Annotated in this window: 24 protein-coding genes; 3 read left to right on the forward strand and 21 right to left on the reverse strand. The window is 74.4% G+C overall.

Annotated features, from left to right (window positions below; translation table 11 throughout):
* The first annotated feature begins 14 nt into the window (after positions 1-14).
* Entirely contained in the window at positions 15-881 is an 867-nt protein-coding gene (locus ASF47_RS15225; RefSeq protein ID WP_056864870.1) for an A/G-specific adenine glycosylase, read from the forward strand.
* Positions 882-1,023: 142 nt separating this feature from the next.
* Here ASF47_RS15225 and ASF47_RS15230 read toward each other — a convergent pair whose 3' ends face one another.
* The 10 genes from ASF47_RS15230 to ASF47_RS15275 form a co-directional block, all read right to left on the reverse strand.
* Positions 1,024-3,612 carry an ATP-dependent Clp protease ATP-binding subunit gene (locus ASF47_RS15230; RefSeq protein WP_056864871.1) on the reverse strand — a complete coding sequence of 863 codons (2,589 nt, stop codon included), beginning with the start codon at positions 3,610-3,612 and terminating at the stop codon, positions 1,024-1,026.
* 193 nt (positions 3,613-3,805) lie between these two features.
* Complete coding sequence (locus ASF47_RS15235; protein ID WP_056864872.1) at positions 3,806-4,153, reverse strand: histone-like nucleoid-structuring protein Lsr2; 348 nt, start codon at positions 4,151-4,153, stop codon at positions 3,806-3,808.
* 197 nt (positions 4,154-4,350) lie between these two features.
* Positions 4,351-5,160: a type III pantothenate kinase gene (locus ASF47_RS15240; RefSeq protein WP_082500380.1), complete on the reverse strand. Its 810-nt coding sequence runs from the start codon at positions 5,158-5,160 to the stop codon at positions 4,351-4,353.
* 3 nt (positions 5,161-5,163) lie between these two features.
* Positions 5,164-6,114, reverse strand: coding sequence for a carboxylating nicotinate-nucleotide diphosphorylase (nadC, locus tag ASF47_RS15245; protein ID WP_056864873.1), 951 nt, complete (start codon positions 6,112-6,114; stop codon positions 5,164-5,166).
* Positions 6,111-7,856, reverse strand: a complete 1,746-nt coding sequence (locus tag ASF47_RS15250) for an L-aspartate oxidase (RefSeq protein WP_327138663.1) — start codon at positions 7,854-7,856, stop codon at positions 6,111-6,113. The genes nadC and ASF47_RS15250 overlap by 4 nt, the downstream gene beginning before the upstream one ends.
* 87 nt (positions 7,857-7,943) lie before the next feature.
* On the reverse strand, positions 7,944-8,363 hold the full coding sequence (gene panD / locus ASF47_RS15255) for an aspartate 1-decarboxylase (protein ID WP_056864874.1): 420 nt from the start codon (positions 8,361-8,363) through the stop codon (positions 7,944-7,946).
* Entirely contained in the window at positions 8,363-9,421 is a 1,059-nt protein-coding gene (gene panC, locus ASF47_RS15260) for a pantoate--beta-alanine ligase (protein WP_056864875.1), read from the reverse strand. Before panC ends, panD begins: the two co-directional genes overlap by 1 nt.
* Entirely contained in the window at positions 9,418-10,428 is a 1,011-nt protein-coding gene (locus ASF47_RS15265) for a Rossmann-like and DUF2520 domain-containing protein (RefSeq protein ID WP_082500382.1), read from the reverse strand. The genes panC and ASF47_RS15265 overlap by 4 nt, the downstream gene beginning before the upstream one ends.
* A gap of 220 nt (positions 10,429-10,648) precedes the next feature.
* The gene (locus ASF47_RS15270; protein ID WP_056864876.1) at positions 10,649-11,563 is read right to left on the reverse strand and encodes a hypothetical protein; all 915 of its coding nucleotides are present in this window, start codon (positions 11,561-11,563) and stop codon (positions 10,649-10,651) included.
* Positions 11,564-11,573: 10 nt separating this feature from the next.
* Positions 11,574-12,728, reverse strand: coding sequence for a sulfotransferase family protein (locus ASF47_RS15275; RefSeq protein ID WP_056864877.1), 1,155 nt, complete (start codon positions 12,726-12,728; stop codon positions 11,574-11,576).
* Between the two features lie 142 nt (positions 12,729-12,870).
* Between ASF47_RS15275 and ASF47_RS15280 the strand changes: the two genes are divergently transcribed.
* Entirely contained in the window at positions 12,871-13,995 is a 1,125-nt protein-coding gene (locus tag ASF47_RS15280) for a glycosyltransferase family 2 protein (RefSeq protein WP_056864878.1), read from the forward strand.
* Positions 13,996-14,272: 277 nt separating this feature from the next.
* Here the strand turns inward: ASF47_RS15280 and ASF47_RS15285 are convergent, their stop codons facing one another.
* From ASF47_RS15285 to ASF47_RS15295, 3 genes are all read right to left on the reverse strand, one after another.
* Entirely contained in the window at positions 14,273-15,253 is a 981-nt protein-coding gene (locus ASF47_RS15285) for an ABC transporter substrate-binding protein (protein ID WP_056864879.1), read from the reverse strand.
* Positions 15,254-15,337: 84 nt separating this feature from the next.
* Positions 15,338-16,126, reverse strand: coding sequence for an ABC transporter permease (locus tag ASF47_RS15290; protein WP_082500385.1), 789 nt, complete (start codon positions 16,124-16,126; stop codon positions 15,338-15,340).
* Positions 16,123-16,848 carry an ABC transporter permease gene (locus tag ASF47_RS15295; RefSeq protein ID WP_082500386.1) on the reverse strand — a complete coding sequence of 242 codons (726 nt, stop codon included), beginning with the start codon at positions 16,846-16,848 and terminating at the stop codon, positions 16,123-16,125. Before ASF47_RS15295 ends, ASF47_RS15290 begins: the two co-directional genes overlap by 4 nt.
* Before the next feature lie 3 nt (positions 16,849-16,851).
* Here ASF47_RS15295 and ASF47_RS15300 point away from each other — a divergent pair, with 3 nt between their 5' ends.
* On the forward strand, positions 16,852-17,844 hold the full coding sequence (locus ASF47_RS15300; RefSeq protein ID WP_200919156.1) for an ABC transporter ATP-binding protein: 993 nt from the start codon (positions 16,852-16,854) through the stop codon (positions 17,842-17,844).
* Positions 17,845-17,892: 48 nt separating this feature from the next.
* Here the strand turns inward: ASF47_RS15300 and ASF47_RS15305 are convergent, their stop codons facing one another.
* From ASF47_RS15305 to ftsH, 8 genes are all read right to left on the reverse strand, one after another.
* A complete protein-coding gene (locus ASF47_RS15305; protein ID WP_056864881.1) occupies positions 17,893-19,002 on the reverse strand; it encodes a GNAT family N-acetyltransferase in 1,110 nt (369 codons plus the stop codon).
* 100 nt (positions 19,003-19,102) lie between these two features.
* Positions 19,103-19,804: a hypothetical protein gene (locus ASF47_RS15310; protein WP_082500387.1), complete on the reverse strand. Its 702-nt coding sequence runs from the start codon at positions 19,802-19,804 to the stop codon at positions 19,103-19,105.
* A 10-nt stretch (positions 19,805-19,814) separates the two neighbouring features.
* Positions 19,815-20,342: a DUF3180 domain-containing protein gene (locus ASF47_RS15315; RefSeq protein ID WP_082500388.1), complete on the reverse strand. Its 528-nt coding sequence runs from the start codon at positions 20,340-20,342 to the stop codon at positions 19,815-19,817.
* A 3-nt stretch (positions 20,343-20,345) separates the two neighbouring features.
* On the reverse strand, positions 20,346-20,915 hold the full coding sequence (gene folK / locus ASF47_RS15320) for a 2-amino-4-hydroxy-6-hydroxymethyldihydropteridine diphosphokinase (protein ID WP_056864882.1): 570 nt from the start codon (positions 20,913-20,915) through the stop codon (positions 20,346-20,348).
* Entirely contained in the window at positions 20,912-21,295 is a 384-nt protein-coding gene (gene folB / locus ASF47_RS15325; RefSeq protein ID WP_056864883.1) for a dihydroneopterin aldolase, read from the reverse strand. Before folB ends, folK begins: the two co-directional genes overlap by 4 nt.
* Positions 21,292-22,125 (reverse strand): dihydropteroate synthase, encoded by an 834-nt coding sequence (folP, locus tag ASF47_RS15330; RefSeq protein ID WP_056865248.1) that lies wholly within the window; start codon positions 22,123-22,125, stop codon positions 21,292-21,294. The genes folB and folP overlap by 4 nt, the downstream gene beginning before the upstream one ends.
* A 121-nt stretch (positions 22,126-22,246) precedes the next feature.
* Positions 22,247-22,861: a GTP cyclohydrolase I FolE gene (folE, locus tag ASF47_RS15335; protein WP_056864884.1), complete on the reverse strand. Its 615-nt coding sequence runs from the start codon at positions 22,859-22,861 to the stop codon at positions 22,247-22,249.
* Positions 22,862-22,865: 4 nt separating this feature from the next.
* Positions 22,866-24,950, reverse strand: a complete 2,085-nt coding sequence (ftsH, locus tag ASF47_RS15340; RefSeq protein ID WP_056864885.1) for an ATP-dependent zinc metalloprotease FtsH — start codon at positions 24,948-24,950, stop codon at positions 22,866-22,868.
* Positions 24,951-25,083 lie beyond the last annotated feature (133 nt).

Genomic DNA, 25,083 nt, shown 5'->3' on the forward strand with positions numbered 1-25,083 from the left:
TGAGAATGGCGGCGATGAGCAGCCTGCACGCCCCCCTGCTGGAGTGGTACGACGAGCACGCCCGCGACCTGCCGTGGCGTCGGCCCGAGGCGTCGGCGTGGTCGGTGATGGTCTCGGAGCTGATGCTCCAGCAGACCCCGGTGGCCCGGGTGCTGCCCGTGCACGCCGCGTGGATGGAGCGCTGGCCGACGCCGGGCGACCTCGCCGCCGAGCCCACGGGCGAGGCCGTGCGCGCCTGGGGCCGCCTGGGCTACCCGCGACGCGCCCTGCGCCTGCACGCCGCGGCCACCGCCATCGTCGCCGAGCACGGCGGCGAGGTGCCCCGCGACCACGCCGTGCTGCTCACGCTGCCCGGGGTCGGCGAGTACACCGCCGCCGCCATCGCGTCCTTCGCCTTCGGCCAGCGCCACGTCGTGCTCGACACCAACGTGCGTCGCGTGCTGGCGCGGGTGCTCGGCGGCGACGAGCTGCCGCCGGCCGGTCTCACCCGCGCCGAGCGGGAGCGGGCCGCCTCGGTGGTGCCCGACGACGCGGCCACGGCGGCGACGTGGGCGGTGGCGGTGATGGAGCTCGGGGCGCTCGTGTGCACCGCGCGCCAGCCCGCCTGCGCGGACTGCCCGCTCGCGGCGCAGTGCGCCTGGCTGGCGGCCGGGCGGCCGGCGTACGACGGGCCGCCGCGGCGCGCGCAGGCCTGGGCCGGCACCGACCGGCAGTGCCGCGGGCGGCTGATGGGGGTCGTGCGCGACGCCGAGGGCCCGGTGCACGTCTCGGCGCTGGCGGCGGCCTGGCCCGAGCCGGAGCAGCGCGAGCGGTGCCTGGCCGGCCTGGTGGCCGACCGGCTGCTCGTGCGGGCCGGCGACAGCGGCTACGCCCTGCCCTGACCCGACCCTGACCCGGACCCAGACCGGACCGGTCCGGCCCGGCCCGATCGACGCGGCGCCGTCCCCCGGACGCAGCAGCGCCCCGGACCTGACGGCCCGGGGTGCTGCGTGCTGTGCGGTGTGGTGCGCGGTTAGCCGGTCGTCACTCGGTCTCGCCGGTGGCCCGCGGGACGTCGCGCGGGCCCTCCTCGTCGGAGGGACCCTCGCCGAGGGCGTCGCCGACCTCGACCCCGGCGGTCTCGAACGGCGGCAGGTCGGGCAGGGCCGCGACCTTCTGGCCCTGGAAGGTGAAGGTCGCGCCAGGGCCCTCGCCCTCGACGTCGACCAGCACGATCTGGCCCGGGCCGACCTCGCCGAAGAGCATCTTCTCGGCCAGGACGTCCTCGATCTCGCGCTGCACCGTGCGGCGCAGCGGCCGCGCACCCAGCACCGGGTCGAAGCCCCGCTCGGCCAGCAGGTTCTTGGCCGACTGGGTGAGCTCGAGCTGCATGTCGCGGTCGCGGAGGCGGACCTCCACGGCGGCGACCATGTTGTCGACCATGTGCACGATCTGCTCGCGCGACAGGGGCGGGAAGACGATGATCTCGTCGACACGGTTGAGGAACTCGGGGCGGAAGTGCTGCTTGAGCTCCTCCGAGACCTTGCTCTTCATGCGCTCGTAGGAGCCCGCCGCGTCGCCGCTCTGGTTGAAGCCCAGGTGCACCGACTTGGCGATGTCTCGCGTGCCGAGGTTGGTCGTCATGATGATGACGGTGTTCTTGAAGTCGACGACCCGACCCTGGGAGTCGGTGAGCCGGCCCTCCTCCAGGATCTGCAGCAGGCTGTTGAAGATGTCGGGGTGGGCCTTCTCCACCTCATCGAACAGCACCACCGAGAACGGCTTGCGCCGCACCTTCTCGGTCAGCTGGCCGCCCTCCTCGTAGCCGACGTAGCCGGGAGGCGAGCCGAAGAGCCGCGAGACGGTGTGCTTCTCGCTGAACTCCGACATGTCGAGCTGGATGAGCGCGTCCTCGTCACCGAAGAGGAACTCCGCCAGCGTCTTGGACAGCCACGTCTTGCCGACGCCCGAGGGCCCGGCGAAGATGAACGACCCGCCGGGACGCTTGGGGTCCTTGAGCCCGGCACGGGTGCGGCGGATGGCCCGGCTGAGCGCCTTGACGGCCTCGTCCTGGCCGATGACCCGCTTGTGGAGCTCGTCCTCCATCTTGAGCAGACGCGAGGACTCCTCCTCCGAGAGCTTCACGATCGGGATGCCGGTGGCGACGGCGAGGACCTCGGCGATCAGCTCCTCGTCGACCTCCGCGACCTCGTCCATGTCGCCGGCGCGCCAGGCCTTCTCGCGCTCGGACTTCTTGAGGATCAGCTGCTTCTCCTCGTCGCGCAGGCGCGCGGCGGCCTCGAAGTCCTGACCGTCGATCGCGGCCTCCTTGCGCTGACGGACCTCGCCGATCTTGTCGTCGAACTCGCGCAGCTCGGCGGGCGCCGTCATGCGACGGATGCGCAGGCGCGAGCCCGCCTCGTCGATGAGGTCGATCGCCTTGTCGGGCAGGAAGCGGTCGGAGATGTAGCGGTCGGCCAGCGTCGCCGCGGAGACCAGGGCCTCGTCGGTGATGGTGACGCGGTGGTGCGCCTCGTAGCGGTCGCGCAGGCCCTTGAGCATCTCGATCGTGTGGGCGATCGAGGGCTCCGCGACCTGGATCGGCTGGAAGCGGCGCTCGAGCGCGGCGTCCTTCTCCAGGTGCTTGCGGTACTCGTCGAGCGTGGTGGCACCGATGGTCTGGAGCTCACCGCGGGCCAGCATCGGCTTGAGGATGCTGGCGGCGTCGATGGCGCCCTCGGCCGCGCCGGCCCCGACGAGGGTGTGGATCTCGTCGATGAAGAGCACGATGTCGCCGCGGGTGCGGATCTCCTTGAGCACCTTCTTCAGGCGCTCCTCGAAGTCACCGCGGTAGCGCGAGCCGGCGACGAGCGCACCCAGGTCGAGGGTGTAGATCTGCTTGTCCTTGAGCGTCTCGGGCACGTCGCCCTTGACGATGTCCTGGGCCAGGCCCTCGACGACGGTGGTCTTGCCGACGCCGGGCTCGCCGATGAGGACGGGGTTATTCTTCGTGCGGCGCGAGAGGATCTGCATGACCCGCTCGATCTCCTGGGAGCGGCCGATGACGGGGTCGAGCTTGCCGTCGCGGGCGTCCTGGGTGAGGTTGCGGCCGAACTGGTCGAGGACCAGCGAGGACGACGGGGCCTCGCCGCTGGCGCCGGTGGCGGCCGCGGCGGACTGCGAGGACTCCTTGCCCTGGAAGCCCGACAGCAGCTGGATGACCTGCTGGCGCACGCGGTTGAGGTCGGCGCCGAGCTTCTGCAGCACCTGGGCGGCCACGCCCTCGCCCTCGCGGATCAGCCCGAGCAGGATGTGCTCGGTGCCGATGTAGGAGTGGCCGAGCTGCAGCGCCTCGCGCAGGGACAGCTCGAGCACCTTCTTGGCGCGCGGGGTGAAGGGGATGTGGCCGGACGGGGCCTGCTGGCCCTGGCCGATGATCTCCTCGACCTGGGCACGGACGGCCTCGAGCGAGATGTCGAGGCTCTCCAGCGCCTTGGCCGCGACGCCTTCTCCCTCGTGGATGAGACCGAGCAGGATGTGCTCGGTCCCGATGTAGTTGTGGGAGAGCATGCGGGCCTCTTCCTGGGCCAGCACGACCACCCGGCGGGCTCGGTCTGTGAACCGCTCGAACATGCGCATCGCTCCTCGTGCAGGTGGGGTGCCGTCCGCTCCTGGGTGGAGGGAGGGTACGGAGTGTCCAACCCCGCTGACAGCCTACGCGTTCCCCCTCAGCGCAGAAGGTGCGTCCGCTGAGAGCGAACACGCCCGGTCCGCCGCCCGTGCGGGCGGTGGACCGGGCGTGTCGGCCGGCGTGTCGGTCGGTGTGTCAGTTGGCGGCGTCGAAGGCCTCGCGCACCTCGGCCGAGACGCGGCCGCGGTCGGGCACCTCGTAGCCGTTGGAGCGGGCCCACTCGCGGATCTCCTTGGCGCTGGGTCCGCCGTCGGCCGAGCCGTTGGTCGCGGCGCCGGCGGAGGCCTTGCGGCCGCGGCGGGCCGAGCCCGACACCTTGCGCGCGTGCCCGACGTAGGGCGCCAGGGCCTCGCGCAGCTCCGTGGCGTGCTCGTCGGTGAGGTCGATCTCGTAGGTCGTGCCGTCGAGACCGAAGGTCACCGTCTCGCTGGCCTCGCTGCCGTCGAGGTCGTCCTCGAGGACGATGTGGATCTTCTGCGCCATTGCTCTGCGACCTCCGTGAATTCGACGCCGAAGCGTCGTCGAATTTGAATTCGTGCGAGATCGATGATGCCAGAGTGGCGACGCCGACTAAGAATTGTGGCGGGTAAAGAATTCACACCGCCTTTTGCTGAGCACTCGCGCCGACTAATCAATGCGACGTCGTCGACGAATTGGGCCCGCGACGACCACGGTGACGATCAGCAATTGCGCGCGTGCACCAGGGCCAGGCCCCGCAGGGTGAGCCACGGGTCGTGGTGGGTGAAACAGGAGCATTCGGCCAGGACGAGGTCGGAGAGATATCCGGTCGCCACGACGGTGACCGTGTCGGTCTCGGCGCCGAGCTCGGAGATCATGCGGCTCACGATTCCCTCGACGCTGGCCGCGACCCCGAAGAGCATGCCCGACTGCAGCGCCTCGACGGTGTTCTTGGCGATCACCGAGCGGGGCCTGAGCAATTCGACGGTGCGCAGCTGGGCGCCGCGACGCCCGAGTGCCTCGAGCGATATCTCGATGCCGGGCGAGATGGCGCCGCCGACGTACTGACCGCGGGCACTGACCACGTCGAAGGTCGTGGCCGTGCCGCCGAAGTCGACGACGATGGCGGGGCCGCCGTGGAGGGTGGCGGCGGCCAGGGCGTTGACGATGCGGTCGGAGCCCACCTCGCGGGGGTTGTCGGTGAGCACCGGCACGCCGGTGCGGACCCCGGGCTCCACGACGACGTGGGGCACGTCGGGGAAGTGCCGGGCGAGCATGTCGCGCCACTCGTGCAGCACCGTCGGCACGGTGGCGCAGACCGCGACGCCGGAGACGGCGTCGGCGGCAGGGCCGCCGGGAGCGCCGGCCAGGAGGCCGCGCAGCAGCACCGCCCACTCGTCGGCGGTGCGGCGGGCGTCGGTGCCGACGCGCCAGTCGGCCAGGACCTGCCCGGGGGCGCCGGGCTCGACCGCCGGGTCGAGCAGCCCCAGGACGGTGTGGCTGTTGCCGATGTCGGCGCACAGCAGGCTCACGGCTCAGACGTCCCGGAGGTCGAGCCCGAGGTCGAAGACCGTGACCGAGTGGGTCAGCGCGCCGGAGGAGATGAAGTCGACGCCGGTCTCGGCCACCGCGCGGGCGCGGGCGAGGGTCAGCCCACCGGAGGCCTCGAGGGTGGCGCGGCCGGCGGTGAGCCGGACGGCCTCGGCCATCGTGGCGTCGTCCATGTTGTCGAGCAGGATCTCGCGGCAGCCGGCCTCCAGCAGCTCGCGCAGCTGGTCGAGGTCGGTGACCTCGACCTCGACGCGCAGGTCGGGGTGCGCCTCGCGCACGGCGCGGTAGGCCGGCACGACGCCGCCGGCGGCCACCACGTGGTTGTCCTTGACCATCGCCATGTCGGTGAGCGACATGCGGTGGTTGACCCCGCCGCCGCAGCGCACGGCGTACTTCTGCAGGGCGCGGTAGGTCGGCAGCGTCTTGCGGGTGTCGAGCACGCGGGCGCGGGTGCCCTCGAGGGCGTCGACCCACGCCGCGGTGGCGGTGGCGACGCCGGAGAGGTGGCTGGCGTAGTTGAGCGCCGTGCGCTCGGCGGTGAGCAGGCCGCGGGTCGGGCCGGCCACGCTCATCACGACGTCGCCGGGGGCGACCCGGGTGCCGTCGGGCACGCGACGGGTGACCTCGACGGCGTCGCCGAGGACGAGGCGGAAGACCAGCTCGGCGATGCCGAGGCCGGCGACCACGCCGGCGTGGCGTGCCCCGAAGTCGCCCTCGCCGCGGGCCTCGGCGGGGATGGTGGCCATCGACGTGACGTCGCCCGCGGCCACGCCGCCGGGCAGGTCCTCGGCCAGCGCCGCGACGACCGCGTCGTGCACCGCACGCGGGTCGAGACCCGCCTCGGCCAGCTCGGCGAGGAGCGGCCCCGGCAGCTCGTCGTACGGCGTGAGGCCCGGGAGGGTGCCGGGTCGGGTCGCGGTCTCGTGGCTGCTCATCGCGGTCCTCCGGTGGTCACGGGTGCGGGGGTGGGACCCGCCGCGGGGTCGGTGGCGGGGGCCGGCACGTGGAGGAGGGCGAGCGCGCCCTCGCGCAGGGTGGCGTCGACGTGGCCGGCCCAGCGGGCGTCGTCCCGCTCGGGGAAGTCCTCGCGCCAGTGGGAGCCGCGGGTCTCCTCGCGCAGCAGCGCCGCCCCGGCCAGCGCCGTGCTGAGGGTGACCAGGTTGGTGGTCTCCCAGGCCGCGACGTCGACGACGGTCGCCGGCTCGGCGGCCAGGGCGGCCACCTCCTCGGCGGCGGCGGTGAGGCCGGCGGCGCTGCGCAGCACCCCGGCACGGGCGGTCATCGTCTCCTGCAGGCGGGGCCGCACGGCGGCGTCGACCAGGCCGGGGGCGCGGCCGTCGTCGGCGGGGTCGAGCGGCTCGCTCCAGCCGCGCAGCTCACCGGGCAGCACCGAGGCGATGCGGCGGGAGAAGACGAGGCCCTCGAGCAGGGAGTTGGAGGCCAGGCGGTTGGCGCCGTGCACCCCGGAGCAGGCGACCTCGCCGGTGGCGTAGAGGCCCGGCACGTCGGTGCGGCCCCACAGGTCGGTGGCGACGCCGCCCGAGGCGTAGTGGCAGGCCGGGGCGACCGGGATCAGGTCGGTGACGGGGTCGACGCCGTGGGAGCGCGCGGTGGCCAGGATGGTCGGGAAGCGGCGCTCCCAGAAGCGCGCCACCGCGGCCGGGTCGTCGGGGTCCTCGCCGAGGTGGCGGGCGTCGAGCCACATGTGGGCGCGGCCGGTCTCGTGCATGCGGCGCGTGATCGCCTTGGCCACGACGTCGCGCGGGGCGAGGTCGGCCAGCTCGTGCACGCCGCGCATGAAGGCCGTGCCGCCGTCCTCGGGAGCGCCGTCGACGAGCACGGCGCCCTCGCCGCGCACGGCCTCGGAGATGAGCGGCTGCTGGCCCAGCGAGTGCGGGCCGAGGTACATGACGGTGGGGTGGAACTGCACGAACTCCAGGTCGCGCAGCCGCGCCCCGGCGCGCAGGGCCAGGGCGGTGCCGTCGCCGGTGGAGACCGCCGGGTTGGTGGTCTGGGAGAAGACCTGGCCCAGGCCGCCGCTGGCCAGCACCACCGCGCGGCAGCGCACGGCGCCGACGCCGTCGCGCTGCCCCTCGCCCATCACGTGCAGCGTGACGCCCGCGACGCCGCCGCTGCCGACGGGCCCGTCGAGCAGCAGGTCGACGGCCAGGGCGTGCTCGACCACCTCGATCTCCGGGGCCCGCGCGACCGCGGCGATCAGCGCCCGCTGGATCTCCGCGCCGGTCGCGTCGCCGCCCGCGTGGGCGATGCGGTCGCGGTGGTGGCCGCCCTCGCGGGTCAGCGACAGCTCGCCGTCGGGGGCGTGGTCGAACTGCGCGCCCAGCGCGATCAGCTCGCGCACGGCCTCCGGTCCCTCGGTCACCAGCGCGCGCACGGCCTCGGCGTCGCAGGCGCCCGCCCCGGCGACCAGGGTGTCGATCTCGTGCTCGGCGGGGGTGTCGCCCGGGCCGAGGGCGGCGGCGATGCCGCCCTGGGCCCACTGCGTGGAGCCCGCGGCGAGCACGTCCTTGGTGACGACCAGGACCTTCTCCACCCGGTCCTTGAGCCGCAGCGCGGCCGTCAGGCCCGCGATGCCGGAGCCGATGACCACCACGTCGGCCCGCGTCGTCCACCCCGGGGCGGGCGCGGCGAGGCGGCCGGGCAGAGCACCGGGCAAACCACCGGGCAGAGCACCGGGCTGAGCACCGGGTCGGGCTCCGGGCTGAGCTGCGGGTCGGGCGGGCGCGTCGGGCATCGTCGAAGGCTAGCGCCCGGCCACGGTGTCGCCGCGGACCAGACCGGAGCCCGCGACGGCCTCGGCCGGGTCGAAGCCCGTGGCCAGGATCTTGTTGTCGGCGTCGACGAAGACCACGTGGGGCCGGTGGGTGCGGGCCTCGGCGGTCTCCATCTGGCCGTAGGCGATGAGGATGACCAGGTCGCCGGGGTGCACGAGCCGGGCCGCGGCACCGTTGATGCCGAGCACGCCCGAGCCGCGCTCACCGGCGATGGTGTAGGTCTCCAGGCGCGCGCCGTTGGTGATGTCGACGATGTGGACCAGCTCGCCGGGCAGCAGGTCGGCGGCGTCGAGGAGGTCCTCGTCGACGGTGACCGAGCCGACGTAGTGCAGGTCGGCCTGCGTCACGGTCGCGCGGTGGATCTTGCTGGTCATCATGGTGCGCAGCATCAGGAGGCTCCTGCGGTCTGGTGGCCCGGGCCGGTCGGCCCGAGGGCGAGGGGGAGGTTGTCGATGAGGCGGGTGGTGCCGACGCGGGCGGCGACCAGCACGCGGGCGGGGGCGCCCGGCTCCGGCCGCGCGGGCGGGTCGGCCAGGTCGGGGTCGGTGAGCACGAGGTAGTCCAGGTCGAGGCCGGGCTCGGCGTCGACCTCGGCGCGGGCGGCGGCCAGGGCGGCGGGGGCCGCCTGCGCCGGGTCGGTCGACTCCGCCGCGCCCTGCGCGGCCCGCAGGGCGCGGCTCAGGGCGAGGGCGGCGCGCCTGTGGTCGGGCTCGAGGAAGCGGTTGCGGCTGGAGAGGGCCAGGCCGTCGTCGTCGCGCCGGGTCGGGGCGCCGACCACGTCCACGCCGAGACACAGGTCGGCCACCATCCGGCGTACGAGCGTGAGCTGCTGGTAGTCCTTCTCGCCGAAGACGGCGACGTCGGGACGCACCAGGCCGAGCAGCTTGGCCACGACGGTGAGCACGCCGCGGAAGTGGCCCGGACGGGTCCGGCCCTCGAGCACCGAGCCCAGCGGGCCGGGCTCGACCGTCACCTGCGGCTCGCGGACCTGCGGCCAGCCGGGGTACATCTCCTCGGCCGACGGGGCGAAGACCACGTCGACGCCCTCGCGGGCGCAGACCTCGAGGTCGGCCTCGAGCGTGCGGGGGTAGCGGTCGAGGTCCTCACCCGGCGCGAACTGCAGCGGGTTGACGAAGACCGAGGCGACCACAGCCCCCCGGGCCCCGGCGTGCTCGCGCGCGAGCCGGGCCAGGCTGGCGTGGCCCTCGTGCAGCGCGCCCATGGTCGGCACGAACGCCACCGGCTCCCCCGCCGCCCGCACCCCGGCGAGCGCCGCGGCGAGCTCCGCGCGGTCGCGGGCCAGGACGGGCCTGGTCGGAGGACCGGGCCGGGCGCTGGTCGCGGCGCTGGTCGCGGCGCTGGCCGCGGTGGTGGTCGCGGTGCTGGTCGCGGTGCTGGTCGCGGTGCTGGTCGCGGTGGTGCCGGTCGTCGTGCCGGGCGCGGTCACCGGGGGTCCCCGGCGCGGTGGCGGCGCGGAGCCGGCTCGGCGTGCGGCGCCCCGGCGAGGGCCGCGTCGAGCGCGCGGGTGATCTTCACGGCCCGCAGCGGCAGCAGGCGACCGTCGGCCACCGCGCGATCCAGGGTGGCGCGCGCCATCGCGACGTACGACGGGAGCGTGGGGGCGGCGTTGGCGGCGAGGTCCTCGAGGTGGGCCTGCACCGTGCCGACGTCGCCGCGCACGATCGGGCCGGTGAGCGCGGCGTCGCCCCGGTCGAGGGCGTTGTCGAGCGCCGCGGTGAGCAGCGGGCGCAGCGTGCCGGCGGGGTCGTCGGCGCCGGCCGCGGCCAGCATCTCCATGGCCTCGCTGACCAGCGTGACCAGGTGGTTGGCGCCGTGGGCCAGGCCCGCGTGATAGAGCGTGCGCATCTCCTCGGGCACGCTCATCAGCCGCCCGCCCAGACCGGCGGCGAGGCGCTCGGCCATCGCGCGCTCGGCCGGCGCGGCGGTCACACCGAGGACGCAGCCGGAGAGCCGCTCGAGGTCGACGGCGGTGCCGGTGAAGGTCATCGCGGGGTGCAGCGCGAGGACGCGGGCGCCGACCCGCTCGGCGGGGGCGAGCACCGCGAGCCCGTGGCGGCCGGAGGTGTGCACGACGTGCTGGCCCGGGCGCAGGGCGCCGCTGGCGGCCAGCATGGAGACGACGTTGTCGAGCATGTCGTCGGGCACCGTGAGCAGCAGGACGTCGCAGGCGCGGGCGACCGCGGTGGGCTTGGCGCCGGCGACGCCGGGCAGCAGCGTGGCGATGCGCTCGAGCGAGGCGGGCGACTCCCCCGCGGCGGCGACGACCTCGTGGCCGGCGGAGCGCAGCCGCGCGGCGAGCACGGCACCGACCCGGCCGGCGCCGACGACGCCGATGCGGAGGGGGGCGGCGCCGGGCGCGGCGAGGCGCCGACCCGCCGGGGTGACCGGGGTGGGGTCGGGACCGGGGGCAGGGCTGTGCGCGGGTGTGACCATGACCGTGACCTTTCGTTTCAGTCCCTCCGACCACCTCCGTCGCCGCGCTGCCGGTCGTGCTGGCTGCGGGTCGGGAGGCCGGGGTGGGTACCGAACGGTGAGCTCGTCAGATGCACCACGAATCTACGCCGACCGCCCCCGCGGGGTAAGGCGATCGGGTGTGACCTGGCCGACAGGCCGGTCGCTGCTGAGAGGGCGCGGGAGTGGCCGGGCGCGGGTCTCAGCCGACCTGGAGCGGGCGCGGCGCGCGCGGCAGCCAGGTCTGCGTGACGTGGTCGACGATGTGGACGCCCTCGGGAGCGGTGATCTCGTGCACCCCGTCGGGCACGACGCCCTGGCGCAGCGACTGGAAGACCGCCCACTCGCGACGCTTGCGCTTGTTGCGGAAGCTGGTGGCGAAGGACTCGGGGTCGGTCCAGTGGGCGAACTCGTCGGAGTCGAGGAACTTCAGCTCCACGCACAGTCCGTGGGGCAGCCCGATCGAGCGGCACTGCTCCGGGGTCGAGCGGATCTCCCACTCGAAGGCCTTGGTGAAGACGAAGTCGGGACCCACGGGGTAGCCCCACTCCTCGGCGTTGCGCAGGCCGAGGTCGAGGTAGCCGTGGGAGTCGCTGTCGAGGTAGAGCCCGTGGCGCGGCACGCGGATGATCGACTGCACGTCGCCGACCTGCCAGGCGAGGTCGCCGAGCGAGACCTCGCCCTCGGTGGTGAGGACCATGTCGCCGTCCCACTTCCAGGAGTAGCGCGTGGCGACCTGGGCGAAGCACCAGTTGTAGAAGTACGACAGCGAGTGCACCGAGAGCTCGTGGGTGGCGAGGTGCTCGGCGCCGGCGCGCGCCACCGCGAACGGGTACGTCGCCTGGCGCAGCCGGTGGCCCAGCCCGGCCCGCTCGGCGGTCTCGGCCGCGACCTCGGGCGAGCCGTCGGTGGAGCCGTTGTCGACCACGAGCACCTCGTCGCAGGCGCGCAGCAGCGGCGGGAGCACGAAGGGCAGGGCGCGGGCCTCGTCCTTGACGCGCAGCACGGCGGTGGAGCCGGCCCGCAGGCCGCCGGGGCGGTGCCAGGGCCAGGTGATGTCGAAGTCGGCGTGGCCCTCGAGGTTGCGCAGGCCGTCGGGGTGGCGGATGGCGTTCACGGCGGGGCCCTCAGCGCTCGCGGCCGGCGGCCTTGCGCAGCCCGCGGCGCACCGGGGCCGGCACCATCGCCCGCAGGCCGTGGGGCACCCGGTCGGCGGCGCGCACCGGGGCGTCGGGGGCGGGCGCGTCGGCCGGCTTCGGGCCGCCGGGGCCGCCCTGGCCGCCGGGGCCGGTCTGGCCGCCACCGGGGCCGCGACCGCCCTGGCGCATCCGGTGCTCCGTGGCGACGACCGAGGAGCGGCTGATCGCCTCGGCCTCGGCGTACAGGTCGGTGTAGCCCTGGCGCAGCTGGTCGAGGGCCTCGTGCACGGCCGGCTGGTCGCCGCCGGGCTCGGCGAGCTTGTTGAGCTCCGACCAGGTCTCGGCGGTGAGCTCGTGCAGGCGCGGGGGCAGGGCGAGGTCGTCGAGGGTCTGGGTGACGCGGCGCAGGCCGGGGTCGACGAAGCGGTGGCCGTCGCGGATCTGCTCGCTGGTGGCGTGCAGGACGTGCTGGAGCTGCAGCTGCTCGCCCACGCGCATCGTCTCGCGGGTCCAGTCGTCGAGCAGGTCGGAGTAGCGCACGAAGACGCGACCGCCGTCGGCGACGGACTCGCGGGTGGCGCGCTCGGTGTGGAGCAGCATGTTGAGCCAGGAGCTGGCCAGGTGGGCCGAGCCGAGCCGGTTGGCGTAGTACTTCTGCTTGCTCCCGACCACCTCCGCGGGCGGGCGGAGCATGGTGGCGAAGACCGGGGTGGCGCCGCTGCGGATCGCCGCGACCCGCCACAGCGACAGGAACCAGCTCAGCCGGGGGTCCTTGACCACGAGCTCGCTGGCCACCTCGAAGTGCGACTCCAGCCACTGGGCGGTGCGGATCCGCTCGGGCTCGCGGGTGGAGATGCGGCCGGTCTCGAACCACGCGTCGGGTCGCGAGTCGCTGACCTGCACGACCGCCTCGCGCAGCAGGCGGGTGTGGTGCTCGACGGCCCAGGCCGGCTCACCGAAGCCCTTGGGGTTGGTCTCGTCGGGCACGACCTCCGGCTTGGGCACGTGCAGGCCCAGGATCTGCATCAGGCCGGCCATGGTGCTCGTGCCGCTGCGGCCCGCGCCCGCGACGAAGAGCACCTTGCGCGGGTGGTCGGCGGGGTCCGGGGTGGGCGGCACGGTGGCGTCAGGCAGGGCGGTCACGGGAGGGGAGCCTACTGCCGATCGGGCCCGCCACTACGGTGGGCGCGTGAGGCTGCGCCGACGCGATCCCCGACGCGGGCCCGCGGACGGTCCCGCAGACGGTCCGGCAGACCGTCCGGCCGAGGGTCCGGCCGACGGTCCCGTGATCAGCGTTGTCGTGCCCGTGCACGACGTCGCCGCCTACCTGCCCGCCTGCCTCGACAGCATCCTGGCCCAGAGCCACCGCGCGCTCGAGGTGGTCGTCGTCGACGACGGCTCCACCGACGGGTCGGGCGCCGTCGCCGACGCCTACGCCGAGCAGGACGCCCGCGTGCGCGTCGTGCACCAGGCCAACCAGGGCCTCGGCGCCGCCCGCAACGCCGGCCTGGCCCACGCCACCGGCCCGCTGCTGGCCTTCGCCGACTCCGACGACGTCGTGCCGCCGGACGCCTACGCCACCATGCTCGAGGCCCTGAGGCGCGACGACAGCGACCTGGTCACCGGCTCGGTGGCGCGCTGGGAGGACGGCCGGCTCACCGAGCCGCCCTGGATGCGCCGGCTGCACCGCGAGCGCCGCGCCCTGGGGATCGCGGAGCTGCCCGAGCTGATGGGCGACGTCTTCGCCTGGAACAAGCTCTGGTCACGGGCCTTCTGGGACACCGCGGGCCTCACCTGGCCCGAGGGCGTGCGCTACGAGGACCAGCCCACGCTGACCCGGGCCTACCTGGCCGCGCGGCGCATCAGCGTGCTGCCCGAGGTGGTCTACCACTGGCGCATCCGCACCGACGGCAGCTCCATCACCCAGCAGCGCTCCTCGCTGGCCGACCTCACCGACCGCTGGTCGACCAAGCGCGACTCGCTGCGCAGCGTGGAGCAGTGGGCGGCCGACGCCCCGGCCGCGACGGGGGGCGAGGTGGTCGACGTCATGCGCGACCGCGTGCTGGCCGGCGACCTGCACCGCTACTTCACCGAGATCCCCGGCTGCGACGACGCGTGGTGGGAGCTGCTGCGCTCCGGCGTGCTCTCGCTGTGGGGGGCGGGTGCCCCCGGCGGCCGCGGGCCCACGTCGCTGACCGCCTCCGGCCTGCCGCCGGTGCACCGGCTGACCGGGTGGCTCGTGGAGCAGGGCCGGCGCGAGGACGCCGCGGCGGTCATGGCGTGGATGGCCGAGCACCCCGGCCCCGCCCCCCGCACCTCCGGCCCCGACGGGGCGCGGCTCGCACTGCCCGTCCTCGACCCCGCCTCCCTCGACCCCTCCGCCGTCGCTCTGCGGGCGCACGAGGTCTGAGGCGGTCGGCGCGGCGGCGGGTTTCACCGGCCGGCTGGCGAGACCCGCACCGGTCGGCCCACGCACGGGCCGACAGGTGCAGGTCYGGGCCGACAGGTGCCGCGGGCGCGGGGCGTACGGCGTGCCGCGGGTTTCACCGGCCGGCTGGTGAAACCCGCACCKGTCGGCCCACGCACGGGCCGACAGGTGCRGGTCTGGGCCGACAGGTGCCGCGGGCGGCGGGGTCGGACGGCCCGGGCGGTGCTGGTGGGACCGGTGGTGCCTCAGGGAGCGTGCGTCAGAGCAGGCCCTCGGACTGCAGGAAGTCGAGGGCGACGTCCTCGGTCTGCTCGCGGTCGACCGAGATCCGGCCGTTGAGCTCGGTGAGCTTCTCGGTGGTCAGCGCAGCCATGAGCGGGTTCAGCACGTCGGCGACACCCGGGTTGGCGTCGAGGAACTCGTCGGAGACGGCCGGCACGAGGTTCTGGGCGGGCTGGATCTCCTGGTCGTCCTCGAGCACGACGAGTCCGAGGGACTCCAGCGTGCCGTCGGTGGTGCTGGTCTCGCCGAGCTCCGACTCGCCGTCGAGGACCGACTGGTAGGTCTGGTCGCTGGCGTAGCCCAGGGGCAGCACCTCGGTGACGTCGATGCCGTACTCGTCGACCAGGCCGCCCTCGCAGTCGAGGCGTCCCTCGCAGTCGGGGGCCGCGGCCAGCACGACCGACTCGCCCTCGAGGTCGGAGAGCTCGTCGACGTCGTTCTCCTCGGCGTAGTCCTGGGTCACGAAGAACGCGTTGGTGTCGGTGGCGGGCGACACGTCGAGCAGGGTGATGCCGGCGGCCTCGAGCAGGTCGGCGCCGTCGGCCTTCAGCTCCTCGCCGTCACCGGTCTCGAAGGGCTCGGCGTCGTCGCCGTTCTCCCGGGCGTTGAGGGCGTTGACGATGCCGCCGACGTACTCGGGGACGACGTCGACGTCACCGGGGAAGGTGCCGAGGTAGGCGTCGCGGGCGTCGACGAGGTTGACGGTGGGCTCGTAGCCCGCGTCGGCGAGCAGCTGCTCGTACATCGAGGCGACCAGGGCAGCCTCGGGGAAGTTCTGGCTCGCGATGGTGACGGGGCCGCCACCGGCGGCGGGCTCGGAGCCCGTGGACTCCGAGGGGGACGACGACGAGGAGGCGTCGTCGGAGGCCGTGTCGTCGAGCTCGTCGCCGGCACAGGCGCTCGCGGCCAGCAGGGTGCCGGCGGAGAGCACCGCGGCCAGGGAACGTCGCAGCTTCATGGGGTGCACCTTCTGTGTCCCGCGGGCGGCGCCCGCGCGTGTCCGGTCGGCGGGCGGACCCGCGTCAGGGGCCGACGGCGTCGGCTAGGACGAGACTGTAGGCGCCGCGACCGACGCCGGGGCTCCCCCGGACCGGCGAGGCCGACCCGTGGGACGCGCACCCGGCGACCCGGGAGGGGTGGTGAGGCGCTGCGCGAGGGCGGCGACCAGCTCGAGCAGCAGAGCGACCACGGCCACGACGACCGCGCCGGCGATGCCCTGGCCGTACTGGTTGCGCACGAAGCCGTCGGTGATGACCCGGCCCAGGCCGGGTCCGGCGACCAGCGCGGCGATGGTGGCGGTGGCCCACACCTGCACCAGGGCCAGGCGCAGCCCGGAGACCACCAGCGGCGTGGCCAGGGGCAGCTCGACGCGGCGGAACTTCTGCAGCCCCGTCATGCCCATGCCGTCGGCGGCCTGGCGCACGTCGGCGGGCACCTCGCGCACGGCGACGTAGGCGTTGGTGATGATCGGGGGCAGGGCGAAGAGGGTCAGCGCGACCAGCGTCGCGAGGCCGGCGCGGCCGTAGGGCCCCGCCTCGCGCACCCCGGGGAACCAGCCCTGGGTCCAGCCCCAGGCGTCGGCGGTGACGAGGAGCGCGAGGAGGGCGAAGGTCGGCACGGCCCGACCGATGTTGGAGATGTTGATCGCCAGGAAGCCGCCCCGGCCCAGGTGGCCCAGCCACAGCGCCACGGGGAGCCCGAGGGCGGCGGCCAGCCCGAGGGCGGTGACGGTGAGGAGCAGCTGCTGGAGCAGCAGCTCGAGCATGCCGCCGTCGCCGGTCCAGCTCGCGGCGGTCGTGAGGTAGGCCCACGCGTCCTGGAGCACCCTCATGCCCGCACCCCCCGGGTCCAGGGCGTCAGCACCCGCTGGGTCGCCACGAGCAGCACGTCGAGGACGATCGCGAGCACGACGCACAGCACCGCCGCGGTGAGCAGCTCGGCGCGGAAGTCGGTCAGCACGCCGTCCTTGATGAGGTTGCCCAGGCCGCCGTAGGAGACCAGGGAGCCGACCGTGGTGAGCGCGACCGTGGAGACGGTGGCCACGCGCAGCCCGGCCATGACGACCGGCAGCGCCAGCGGCAGCTCCACGCGCAGCAGCAGGCGGCCCGGGCCGTAGCCCAGGCCGGTGGCCGACTCGCGGACCTCGTCGGGCACCGAGCGCAGCCCCTCGAGGAAGGCGCGCACGAGGATGGTGAGGGCGTAGAGCGCCAGCCCGATGACCACCGTCGTGGGCGACAGGCCCGTGAAGGGCACCAGCAGCGGGAGCAGGGCCAGCGACGGCACGGTGTAGATGCCGGTCGAGACCGCGAGGATGGTCGACTCCAGCCGGGGCAGGCGGCGGGCGAGCACGGCCAGCGGGAAGGAGATCAGCAGGCCCGCCAGCACGGCGGCCACGGTGATCCACACGTGCTCCACGGTGGCGTCGACGATCTCGGACTGCCGGTCGGTGACGTACTGCCAGCAGAACCACTCGTTGGTCAGACGGCTGTAGCAGGACGGCCCGGCGTCGGCGGTCGGCACGGCCGGCGCCGCGGCCTGCACGAGTAGGGTCACCGCATGGAACCTACCGGCTCCCCCGCGAGCCAGCCGATGATCCGGCTCTCGGGCGTGGGCAAGACCTACCCCGACGGCACCGTGGCGGTCCACGAGCTCGACCTCGAGGTCGGACGCGGCGAGCTGGTCTGCCTGGTCGGCCCGTCGGGCTGCGGCAAGTCGACGACGCTGAAGATGGTCAACCGGCTCATCGAGCCGACCACCGGGCGCATCGAGATCGACGGCGCCGACGTCACGGGGGTCGACCCCGTCGAGCTGCGCCGCGGCATCGGCTACGTCATCCAGCAGGTGGGCCTCTTCCCGCACCAGCGCATCGTCACCAACGTGATGACCGTGCCGCTGCTCTACGGCGAGTCCAAGGCGACCGCCCGCCGCCGCGCCGAGGAGCTCATGGACCTCGTCGGGCTCGACCCGTCGACCTACGGCGACCGCTACCCCCACCAGCTCTCCGGCGGTCAGCGCCAGCGCGTGGGCGTGGCCCGCGCGCTGGCCGCCGACCCGCCGGTGCTGCTCATGGACGAGCCCTTCGGCGCCGTCGACCCGGTGGTGCGGGTCAGGCTCCAGGACGAGTTCCTGCGACTGCAGCGCGACCTGGGCAAGACCGTCGTGCTGGTCACCCACGACATCGACGAGGCCGTGCGCATGGGCGACCGGGTCGCGGTCTTCGCCACCGGCGGCCGCCTGGCGCAGTACGCCACCCCCGCGGAGCTGCTCGGCCGCCCCGCCGACGACTTCGTGGCCGACTTCGTGGGCTCGACCCGCGGGCTGCGCCGGCTCACCGTCACCCCGATCGACCCCGCCCACCTCGAGCCCCTCGACGGGGTCAGCGCCGGTCAGCTGGGCGCGGCGGTCGACGTCGGCGCCACCCTGGAGGAGGCGCTGGCCGTGCTGCTGCGCGACGACAAGGGCATGGTCGGGGTCAAGGACGGTGCGCGCTTCGTCGGCGTGCTCACGCCCAACGGCGTGCACCGCGCCCTGCGCGCCTCGCTGGGCTGAGGCACGCTCCGTCCCCGCGGACGGGGCCCTCGCGGGCCGGCCGGGCCCTCAGGCCTGGTCGGCGGGGGCCACCGGCACGTCGCGGTGCCACGACTCGGTGACGTACGTCGTCACCCAGCCCATCGAGGTGTAGAGCCCGTCGGCGCCGGTGGAGGAGTCGGCGTCGACCTCGAGGCCCACGCGGTCGCGGTCGCGGCCGGCGGCGTCGGCGATGATGGTGCGCAGCAGGCCCTTGGCCACCCCGCGGCCGCGCGCCGCCTCCCGCACGCCGATGTAGGAGACGTAGGAGCCGTCAGGCCCGTCGGCGCTCTCCGAGACCGTGCCGACCAGCGCACCGACCGCCTGGGGTGCGGCGCCGTCGTCGGCGCCGTCGAGCAGCTCGGCCAGCCACCAGTGGTCCCAGCGGTGGCCGGGGTCCTCGCGCAGCCGGTGCAGGAACTCGTCGAAGGTCTCCTCCCACGAGTTGAAGTGGTCGAGGAAGGCCTCCTCCAGGACGTCGTGGACGTCGCGCAGGTCCTCGTCGTCGGGCATGCCGCCGCCGGCGCGTCGCACCTGGCGGAAGCGCACGCCCTTGCGCTCCCACAGCGCGGGGTCGGGCACCAGCGAGGACTCCTCGGCGGTGACCGGGCGGCTCATCTGCCACCAGGTGCGGACCTTGGCGAAGCCGCCCTCGGTGAGCCAGCGGGCCTGGCGCTCGTCGCCCTCGAAGGCGCCGGTGTCGATCTGCTGCACCTCGAGGCCGCGGGCCTCGCCGACGGCACGGGCCTGGCCCACGGCCCACTCGACGAGCACGTCGGAGCAGGCGTCGGCCGTGCGGGCGGGCAGGTCGCGCTCGACCACGTGGACGAAGAGCATCCGGCCGCCGGCGCGGTCGTGCACGCTGCCCCAGGCGCGGATCAGGCCGTCGGCGTCGCGCACCACGACGTTCTGCCGCGTGCGCAGTCCGCGCTCGGAGACCTCGACGAGCACGTCGTCGACGCTGGCGCCGGCCCAGCCGCGGCCGTGGCGCTCGTGGGCGCGCAGCAGGGTCGTTAGCCGCTCGACGTCGGCCCGGTCGGCCGGGTCGGGGCTGTCGACGCTCCAGTCGGCGGGGAGCCCGGGAGGGTCGGGGACCAGCTCGACGGGGTCTTCTTCGAACCGGGACTCCTCGGGGATCACGAGGAGCCATCCTGCCGTACGCCGCGGCCGCGGTGGACCACCCCGTGGAGCGACGCAGCGCCCGCGGGGCCCGCGGGCCGCCCGGACCGGAGCGCTGGGCTCACGCGCGGCGGCGGCGGGTGGCCTCGGCCTCGGCGCTGCGCCAGGCGGCGGTGACGGTCTCGACCTCGGCGCGCAGCACGTCGATCTCGGCCTCGAGCTCGGCCATCCGCACGATCGCCTCGGCGGCGCGCTCCTCGGCGGCGTCGAGGCTGCGGGCGGTGAGGGCGCCCTCGCGCTCGAGCTCCTGGGCGCGCTTGGTCTCGGCGAGCAGGCGGCGGGTGGTCTCGGCGTCGTGCTTCTGGAGCTTGGCCAGCTCGGCCTCGAGCTCGGAGAGGGCGGTCTCGCGCTCGGCGAGGCGGGCCCCGAGCTCGGAGCGGACGTCACCGACCTGCGCGGCGACGTGGGCGGCGTGCTCCACCGAGCGCTCCTCGGCCATGCGGCGGTAGGCCTGGGCCTGCTCGGCGCGGTCGCGGTTGGCATCGCGACGCGACTGGAGCAGCTCGGAGTAGGTGATGCGGGTGGCGGCCGCGCCCAGCAGGACCGCGCTCACCCCGGCGACGACGCCGGCGACCCACGAGCCGGACAGGGCCGCGGCGAGCACGACCACGGCCGCGACCACGAGCAGCAGCGTGGCGACCGTCAGGCGGGTGCTGCGCTGGCGCCGCCGCGAGGCCGACGCGCTCGTCGAGGCGCTCGAGGGGGTGCGTCCCGTGCTCGGCTCCGTGGCGGGTGTGACGGACGGGGCCGATGGGGAGGTCATGGCGACCAGACTAGGGCGGCGGGTCGTCGCCACGGACGCGACACGCGCGCTCCAGGACCAGCCCTGCGACCAGGATGACCACCCCGGCCAGCGCGGCGACGGCCGAGCGGATGGCCCGGGCCTCGGCGAGCTCGGCCCGCAGCCCCAGCCAGCTGACGGCGTAGCCGGCGTAGAGCCCACCGACCAGGGCGCCGGCGTAGGCGGTCGCGCGCCCGAGCGCGAGGCGGTTGACGGCCCGGTGGGCCTCCATGCGCTCGTGGCGCACCTGGAGGGCGCGCCACGTGGCCCAGGCCGTCCAGGCGACGGCCGCGGCCACGACCAGCAGCGTGGCGGGCTGGGCCCACGACATCTGCGGGGCCGAGCCCGAGGCCGCCTCGAGGACCGGACGCAGCAGCCAGCCCACGACGAGGGCGACCACGCCCGTCGCGGTCAGCGCCGCCGGGGAGGTCGGCCGCAGCCGCCGGGGGTCCTCGGGGTCACCGGACGGACGCTCCGGTCCGGTGCCGGCGTCAGGGGTGCGGTCGGGCCCGGGGGCCACGACTCACTCGACCTCGAGGTGGAGGTCGTCGCGCAGGGCGACGCCGTCCATGCCGACCGCGGTGAGCAGCTCGGCGATGGGGCCGGCCTCGGGCAGCGTGGCGTCGGGCTCGAGGTCGAACCAGGGCTTGAGCACGAAGGCCCGCTCCTTGGCCCGCGGGTGGGGCAGGCGCAGCGACGGCTCGTCGCTGCGGCGGTCGCCGACGACGACCAGGTCGACGTCGAGGGTGCGCGGGGAGTTGGGCACCTCGGTGCGCTCGCGCTCGAAGGCGTCCTCGATGGCCAGCGCGCGGTCCATGAGGCGGTTGGCGGCCAGCGTGGTGTCGATGAGCACCACGGCGTTGAGGAACTTCTCCGACCCCTCGGGGCAGCCCACGGGCTCGGTCTCGTAGACCGGGGAGACGCCGGTGACCCAGACGTCGGGGGTGTCGGCGATGGCGTTGACCGCGCCCTGGAGGGCGGCGAGGCGCTCTCCCAGGTTGGACCCGATGGCCAGCACCGCGCGACGGATCGGGCGCATCTCACCGGTGAGGGTGTCGGCGTCGATGATGTGCGGGTTGGGGGTTTCGGTCACGTCGCGTCCTCGCGTCTTCGGGTGATCGTCAGTGCGACGTCCGCGAACGTCGCCTCGATGGGTGCATCCGGCTTGTGGATCGTCACCCGCGCCCATTCAACACGGTGATCCCTCAAACAGACGTCGGCCACGCGTCCTGCGAGCGTCTCGATCAGGTCGACCGGGTCACGCTCGACGGCGGCCTTCACGTCGGCCACGAGACTCCCGTAGTCGACGGTGTCGTGCAAGTCGTCGGAGGCGGCCGCGGGGGTGGTGTCGAGGCCCAGCACGAGGTCGATGACGAAGGTCTGGCCCTCGCGCCGCTCGAACTCGAAGACCCCGTGGTGGCCCCAGCACTCCACCCCGAGCACGGCCAGCTCGTCACTCGTGCGCGGGCTCATGCGGGGCTCCTGTCGTCGGGCTGCGCGGAGGGGGCCCGGAGCATCCGGGCCGCGGCCAGCGCGTCGCGCGCCGACCGTACGTCGTGGACCCGCACGCCCCACGCACCGGCCCCCGCGAGGTGGGCGAGCACCACGGCGTGGGCGTGCTCGCGCCCCTCGGGCTCGCGCGGCGCGCCGTCGGGGCCGGCCAGCAGGGCGCCCAGGAAGGACTTGCGGCTCGCGCCCACCAGCACCGGGTGGCCCAGCGCCAGCACCGGGTCGAGGTCGCGCAGCAGCTCCCAGTTGTGCTCGCCGCGCTTGGCGAAGCCCAGCCCGGGGTCGAGCACGATCCGGTCGTCGGCCACGCCGGCGGCGCGGATCGCCTCGACCCGCTCCTCCAGCTCCTCGCAGACCGCCGCCACCACCCCGCCGGGGCCGTCGTAGACGGCGAAGTCGCGCATGTGGTCGGCGTGGGCACGCCAGTGCATCGCGACGTACGTCGCGCCCGCGGCCGCCGCCACGGTCAGGATCTCGGGGTCGGCCAGCCCGCCGGAGACGTCGTTGACGATCACCGCGCCAGCCTCCAGCGCCGCCGCGGCGACCTCGGCGCGCATGGTGTCGACCGAGACCACGGCGCCCTCGGCGGCCAGCGCGGCGATCACCGGCACCACCCGGGCCAGCTCCTCGGCCACCAGCGGCCGGGTCGCGCCGGGGCGGGTCGACTCCCCGCCGATGTCGAGGACGTCGGCGCCGTCGGCCAGCAGCCGACGCCCGTGGGCCACGGCGGCCGCGGGCTCGACGTAGCGCCCGCCGTCGGAGAAGGAGTCGGGGGTGACGTTGACGACGCCCATGACGCGGGGCCGGTCGAGCGGCAGCCGCAGCGACGCGGCCGCCCCCGGCGGGGCCTGCGTCGTCGACGGGGCCTGCGCCGTGGGCGGGGCCGGCGGGACCCCCGGGCGGTCGCCGGTCACGTCAGTGCGTGCCGCGGATCAGCGCCATCGCCTCGGCGCGGGTGGGGCCGCTGTGCATGATGCCGCGCACGGCGGAGGTGATGGTGCGCGCGCCGTGCTTCCTGACCCCGCGCATGGTCATGCACAGGTGCTCGGCCTCGATCACGACGATGACGCCGCGGGCCTCGAGGATGTCCATGAGCGCGTCGGCGACCTGGGTGGTGAGGCGCTCCTGCACCTGCGGGCGCTTGGAGTAGACGTCGACCAGGCGCGCCAGCTTGGACAGGCCGGTGATCTTGCCGCTCGCGGCCGGGATGTAGCCGACGTGGGCCACCCCGGTGAAGGGCACGAGGTGGTGCTCGCACATCGACCACAGCTCGATGTCGCGCACGAGGACCATCTCGTCGTGGCCGAGGTCGAAGGTGGTCGAGAGCACCTCCTGCGGGGTCATCCGCAGGCCGGCGGTGAGCTCGGCGTAGGCGCGGGCGACGCGGGCCGGGGTCTCGCGCAGCCCCTCGCGGTCGGGGTCCTCGCCGATCGCGCAGAGCAGCTCGCGCACGGCGGCCTCGGCGCGCTCGTGGTCGAAGGCGGGGATGTCCTCGGGGGCGCGCTCGGGGGCGCTGATGCGGTCGGTCACGGGGTCATCCCTGCTGCGTGGGCGAGCCGGGGCTCGGAGGGGTGGGGGGCGCCGGCGGGGTGCCGTCGGGGCCGAGGCCGGGGTCGCCGTGGACGTCGCCGCCGGCCCCGGGCGGGGTCAGCACGACACCGGCGGGCTGGTCGGCGGGGGCGCCGTTGCTGCGGGCGCGGTCGCGGATGGCCTGCGGGATCTCCACGGCCGGGATGTCGGAGGGTCGACGGTCGGGCGAGCCGGTCCAGGCCGGACGCACCGGGCGGCGGCGCAGCGGCTCGAACACGCGGGCCACCTCGGCCTTGTCGAGGGTCTCCTTGTCGAGCAGCTCGAGCACGAGGGCGTCGAGCACGTCGCGGTTCTCCTCGAGGATGTCGAAGGCCTCCTGGTGGGCGACGGCGAGGAAGTTCTTCGTCTCCTCGTCGACGATCGCGGCGACGTCCTCGGAGTAGTTGCGCGAGTGGCCCATGTCGCGACCCAGGAAGGGCTCGCCCTGGGTCTCGCCGAGCTTGATGGCCCCGAGGCGGTCGGTCATGCCGTACTGGGTGACCATGGCCCGCGCGAGGTTGGTGGCCTTCTCGATGTCGTTGCCGGCGCCGGTGGTGGGGTCGTGGAAGATCATCTCCTCCGCGGCGCGCCCGCCGAGCATGTAGGCCAGCTTGTCGAGCATCTCCGAGCGGGTCTGGGAGTACTTGTCCTCGTCGGGCAGCACCATCGTGTAGCCCAGGGCGCGACCGCGCGGGAGGATCGTGATCTTGTGCACCGGGTCGGTGCCGGGCAGGGCCGCGGCGACGAGGGCGTGGCCGCCCTCGTGGTAGGCCGTGATGAGCTTCTCCTTCTCGCTCATCAGGCGGGTGCGGCGCTGCGGGCCGGCGATGACGCGGTCGATGGCCTCGTCGAGGGCGGCGTCGGTGATCAGCTTGTCGTTGGTGCGCGCGGTGAGCAGCGCGGCCTCGTTGAGCACGTTGGCCAGGTCGGCGCCGGTGAAGCCCGGGGTGCGGCGCGCCACGGAGATCAGGTCGATGTTCGGCGACATGGGCTTGCCGCGCGAGTGCACCTGGAGGATCTGGTGGCGGCCCGAGAGGTCGGGGGCGTCGACCTGGATCTGGCGGTCGAAGCGGCCCGGGCGCAGCAGCGCGGGGTCGAGCACGTCGGGGCGGTTGGTGGCGGCGATGAGGATGACCCCGCCGCGCACGTCGAAGCCGTCCATCTCGACGAGCAGCTGGTTGAGGGTCTGCTCGCGCTCGTCGTGGCCGCCGCCCATGCCGGCGCCGCGGTGACGGCCCACGGCGTCGATCTCGTCGATGAAGACGATGGCCGGGGCGTTCTCCTTGGCCTGCTCGAACAGGTCGCGCACGCGGGACGCGCCGACACCGACGAACATCTCGACGAAGTCGGAGCCGGAGATGGAGTAGAAGGGCACGCCGGCCTCGCCGGCCACGGCGCGCGCCAGCAGGGTCTTGCCGGTGCCGGGAGGGCCGTAGAGCAGCACGCCCTTGGGGATCTTGGCCCCGACGGCCTGGAACTTCGCCGGCTCCTGGAGGAACTCCTTGATCTCGCCGAGCTCCTCGATGGCCTCCTCGCAGCCGGCCACGTCGTTGAACGTCGACTTCGGCATGTCCTTGGAGATCAGCTTGGCCTTGGACTTGGCGAACTGCATGACACCGCGGCCGCCGCCGCCCTGCATGCTGTTGAGCAGCCACAGGAAGATGATCACGATGATCACGATGGGCAGCACGGAGAACAGGAACGAGCTGAGCAGGCTGGGGCGCGAGATCTCGGTCTTGACGTCGTCGATCGTGCCGGCGCGGTACTGCGCCTGCGCGGCGTTGACGAGGTCGCGCTGGGTGCCGTTGATCCAGTAGGTGGTGACCTCGGAGCCCTCGTCGCGCACGCCGTCGTCGAGGACGGCCTTGATCTGCTGGTCACCCCCGACGAAGGTGATCTCCTCGACGTCGCCGTCGGCGATGTACTTGCTCATCGTCGAGGCGTCGATCTCGTCGCCGCCGCTGTTGGGCGCGAGGAACTGCAGGGCGAGCAGGACACCCACCACGGCGACGACGATCCACAACCAGGGACCCTTGAAAATGCGCTTCACGGACTTCTCTCGTCTTGTGCACGGCTGAACCCACGACGGTACAGGTGGCAGGCGTGGTCCAGTCTCTCAGGCGCTCGGTTGAGAGGGGCCTGAGAGACGCGGTGCCGGGTCGGCCCGGGTCGGCCCGGCCGGG

Source organism: Nocardioides sp. Leaf285 (assembly GCF_001422955.1).
Taxonomy (GTDB): domain Bacteria; phylum Actinomycetota; class Actinomycetes; order Propionibacteriales; family Nocardioidaceae; genus Nocardioides; species Nocardioides kribbensis.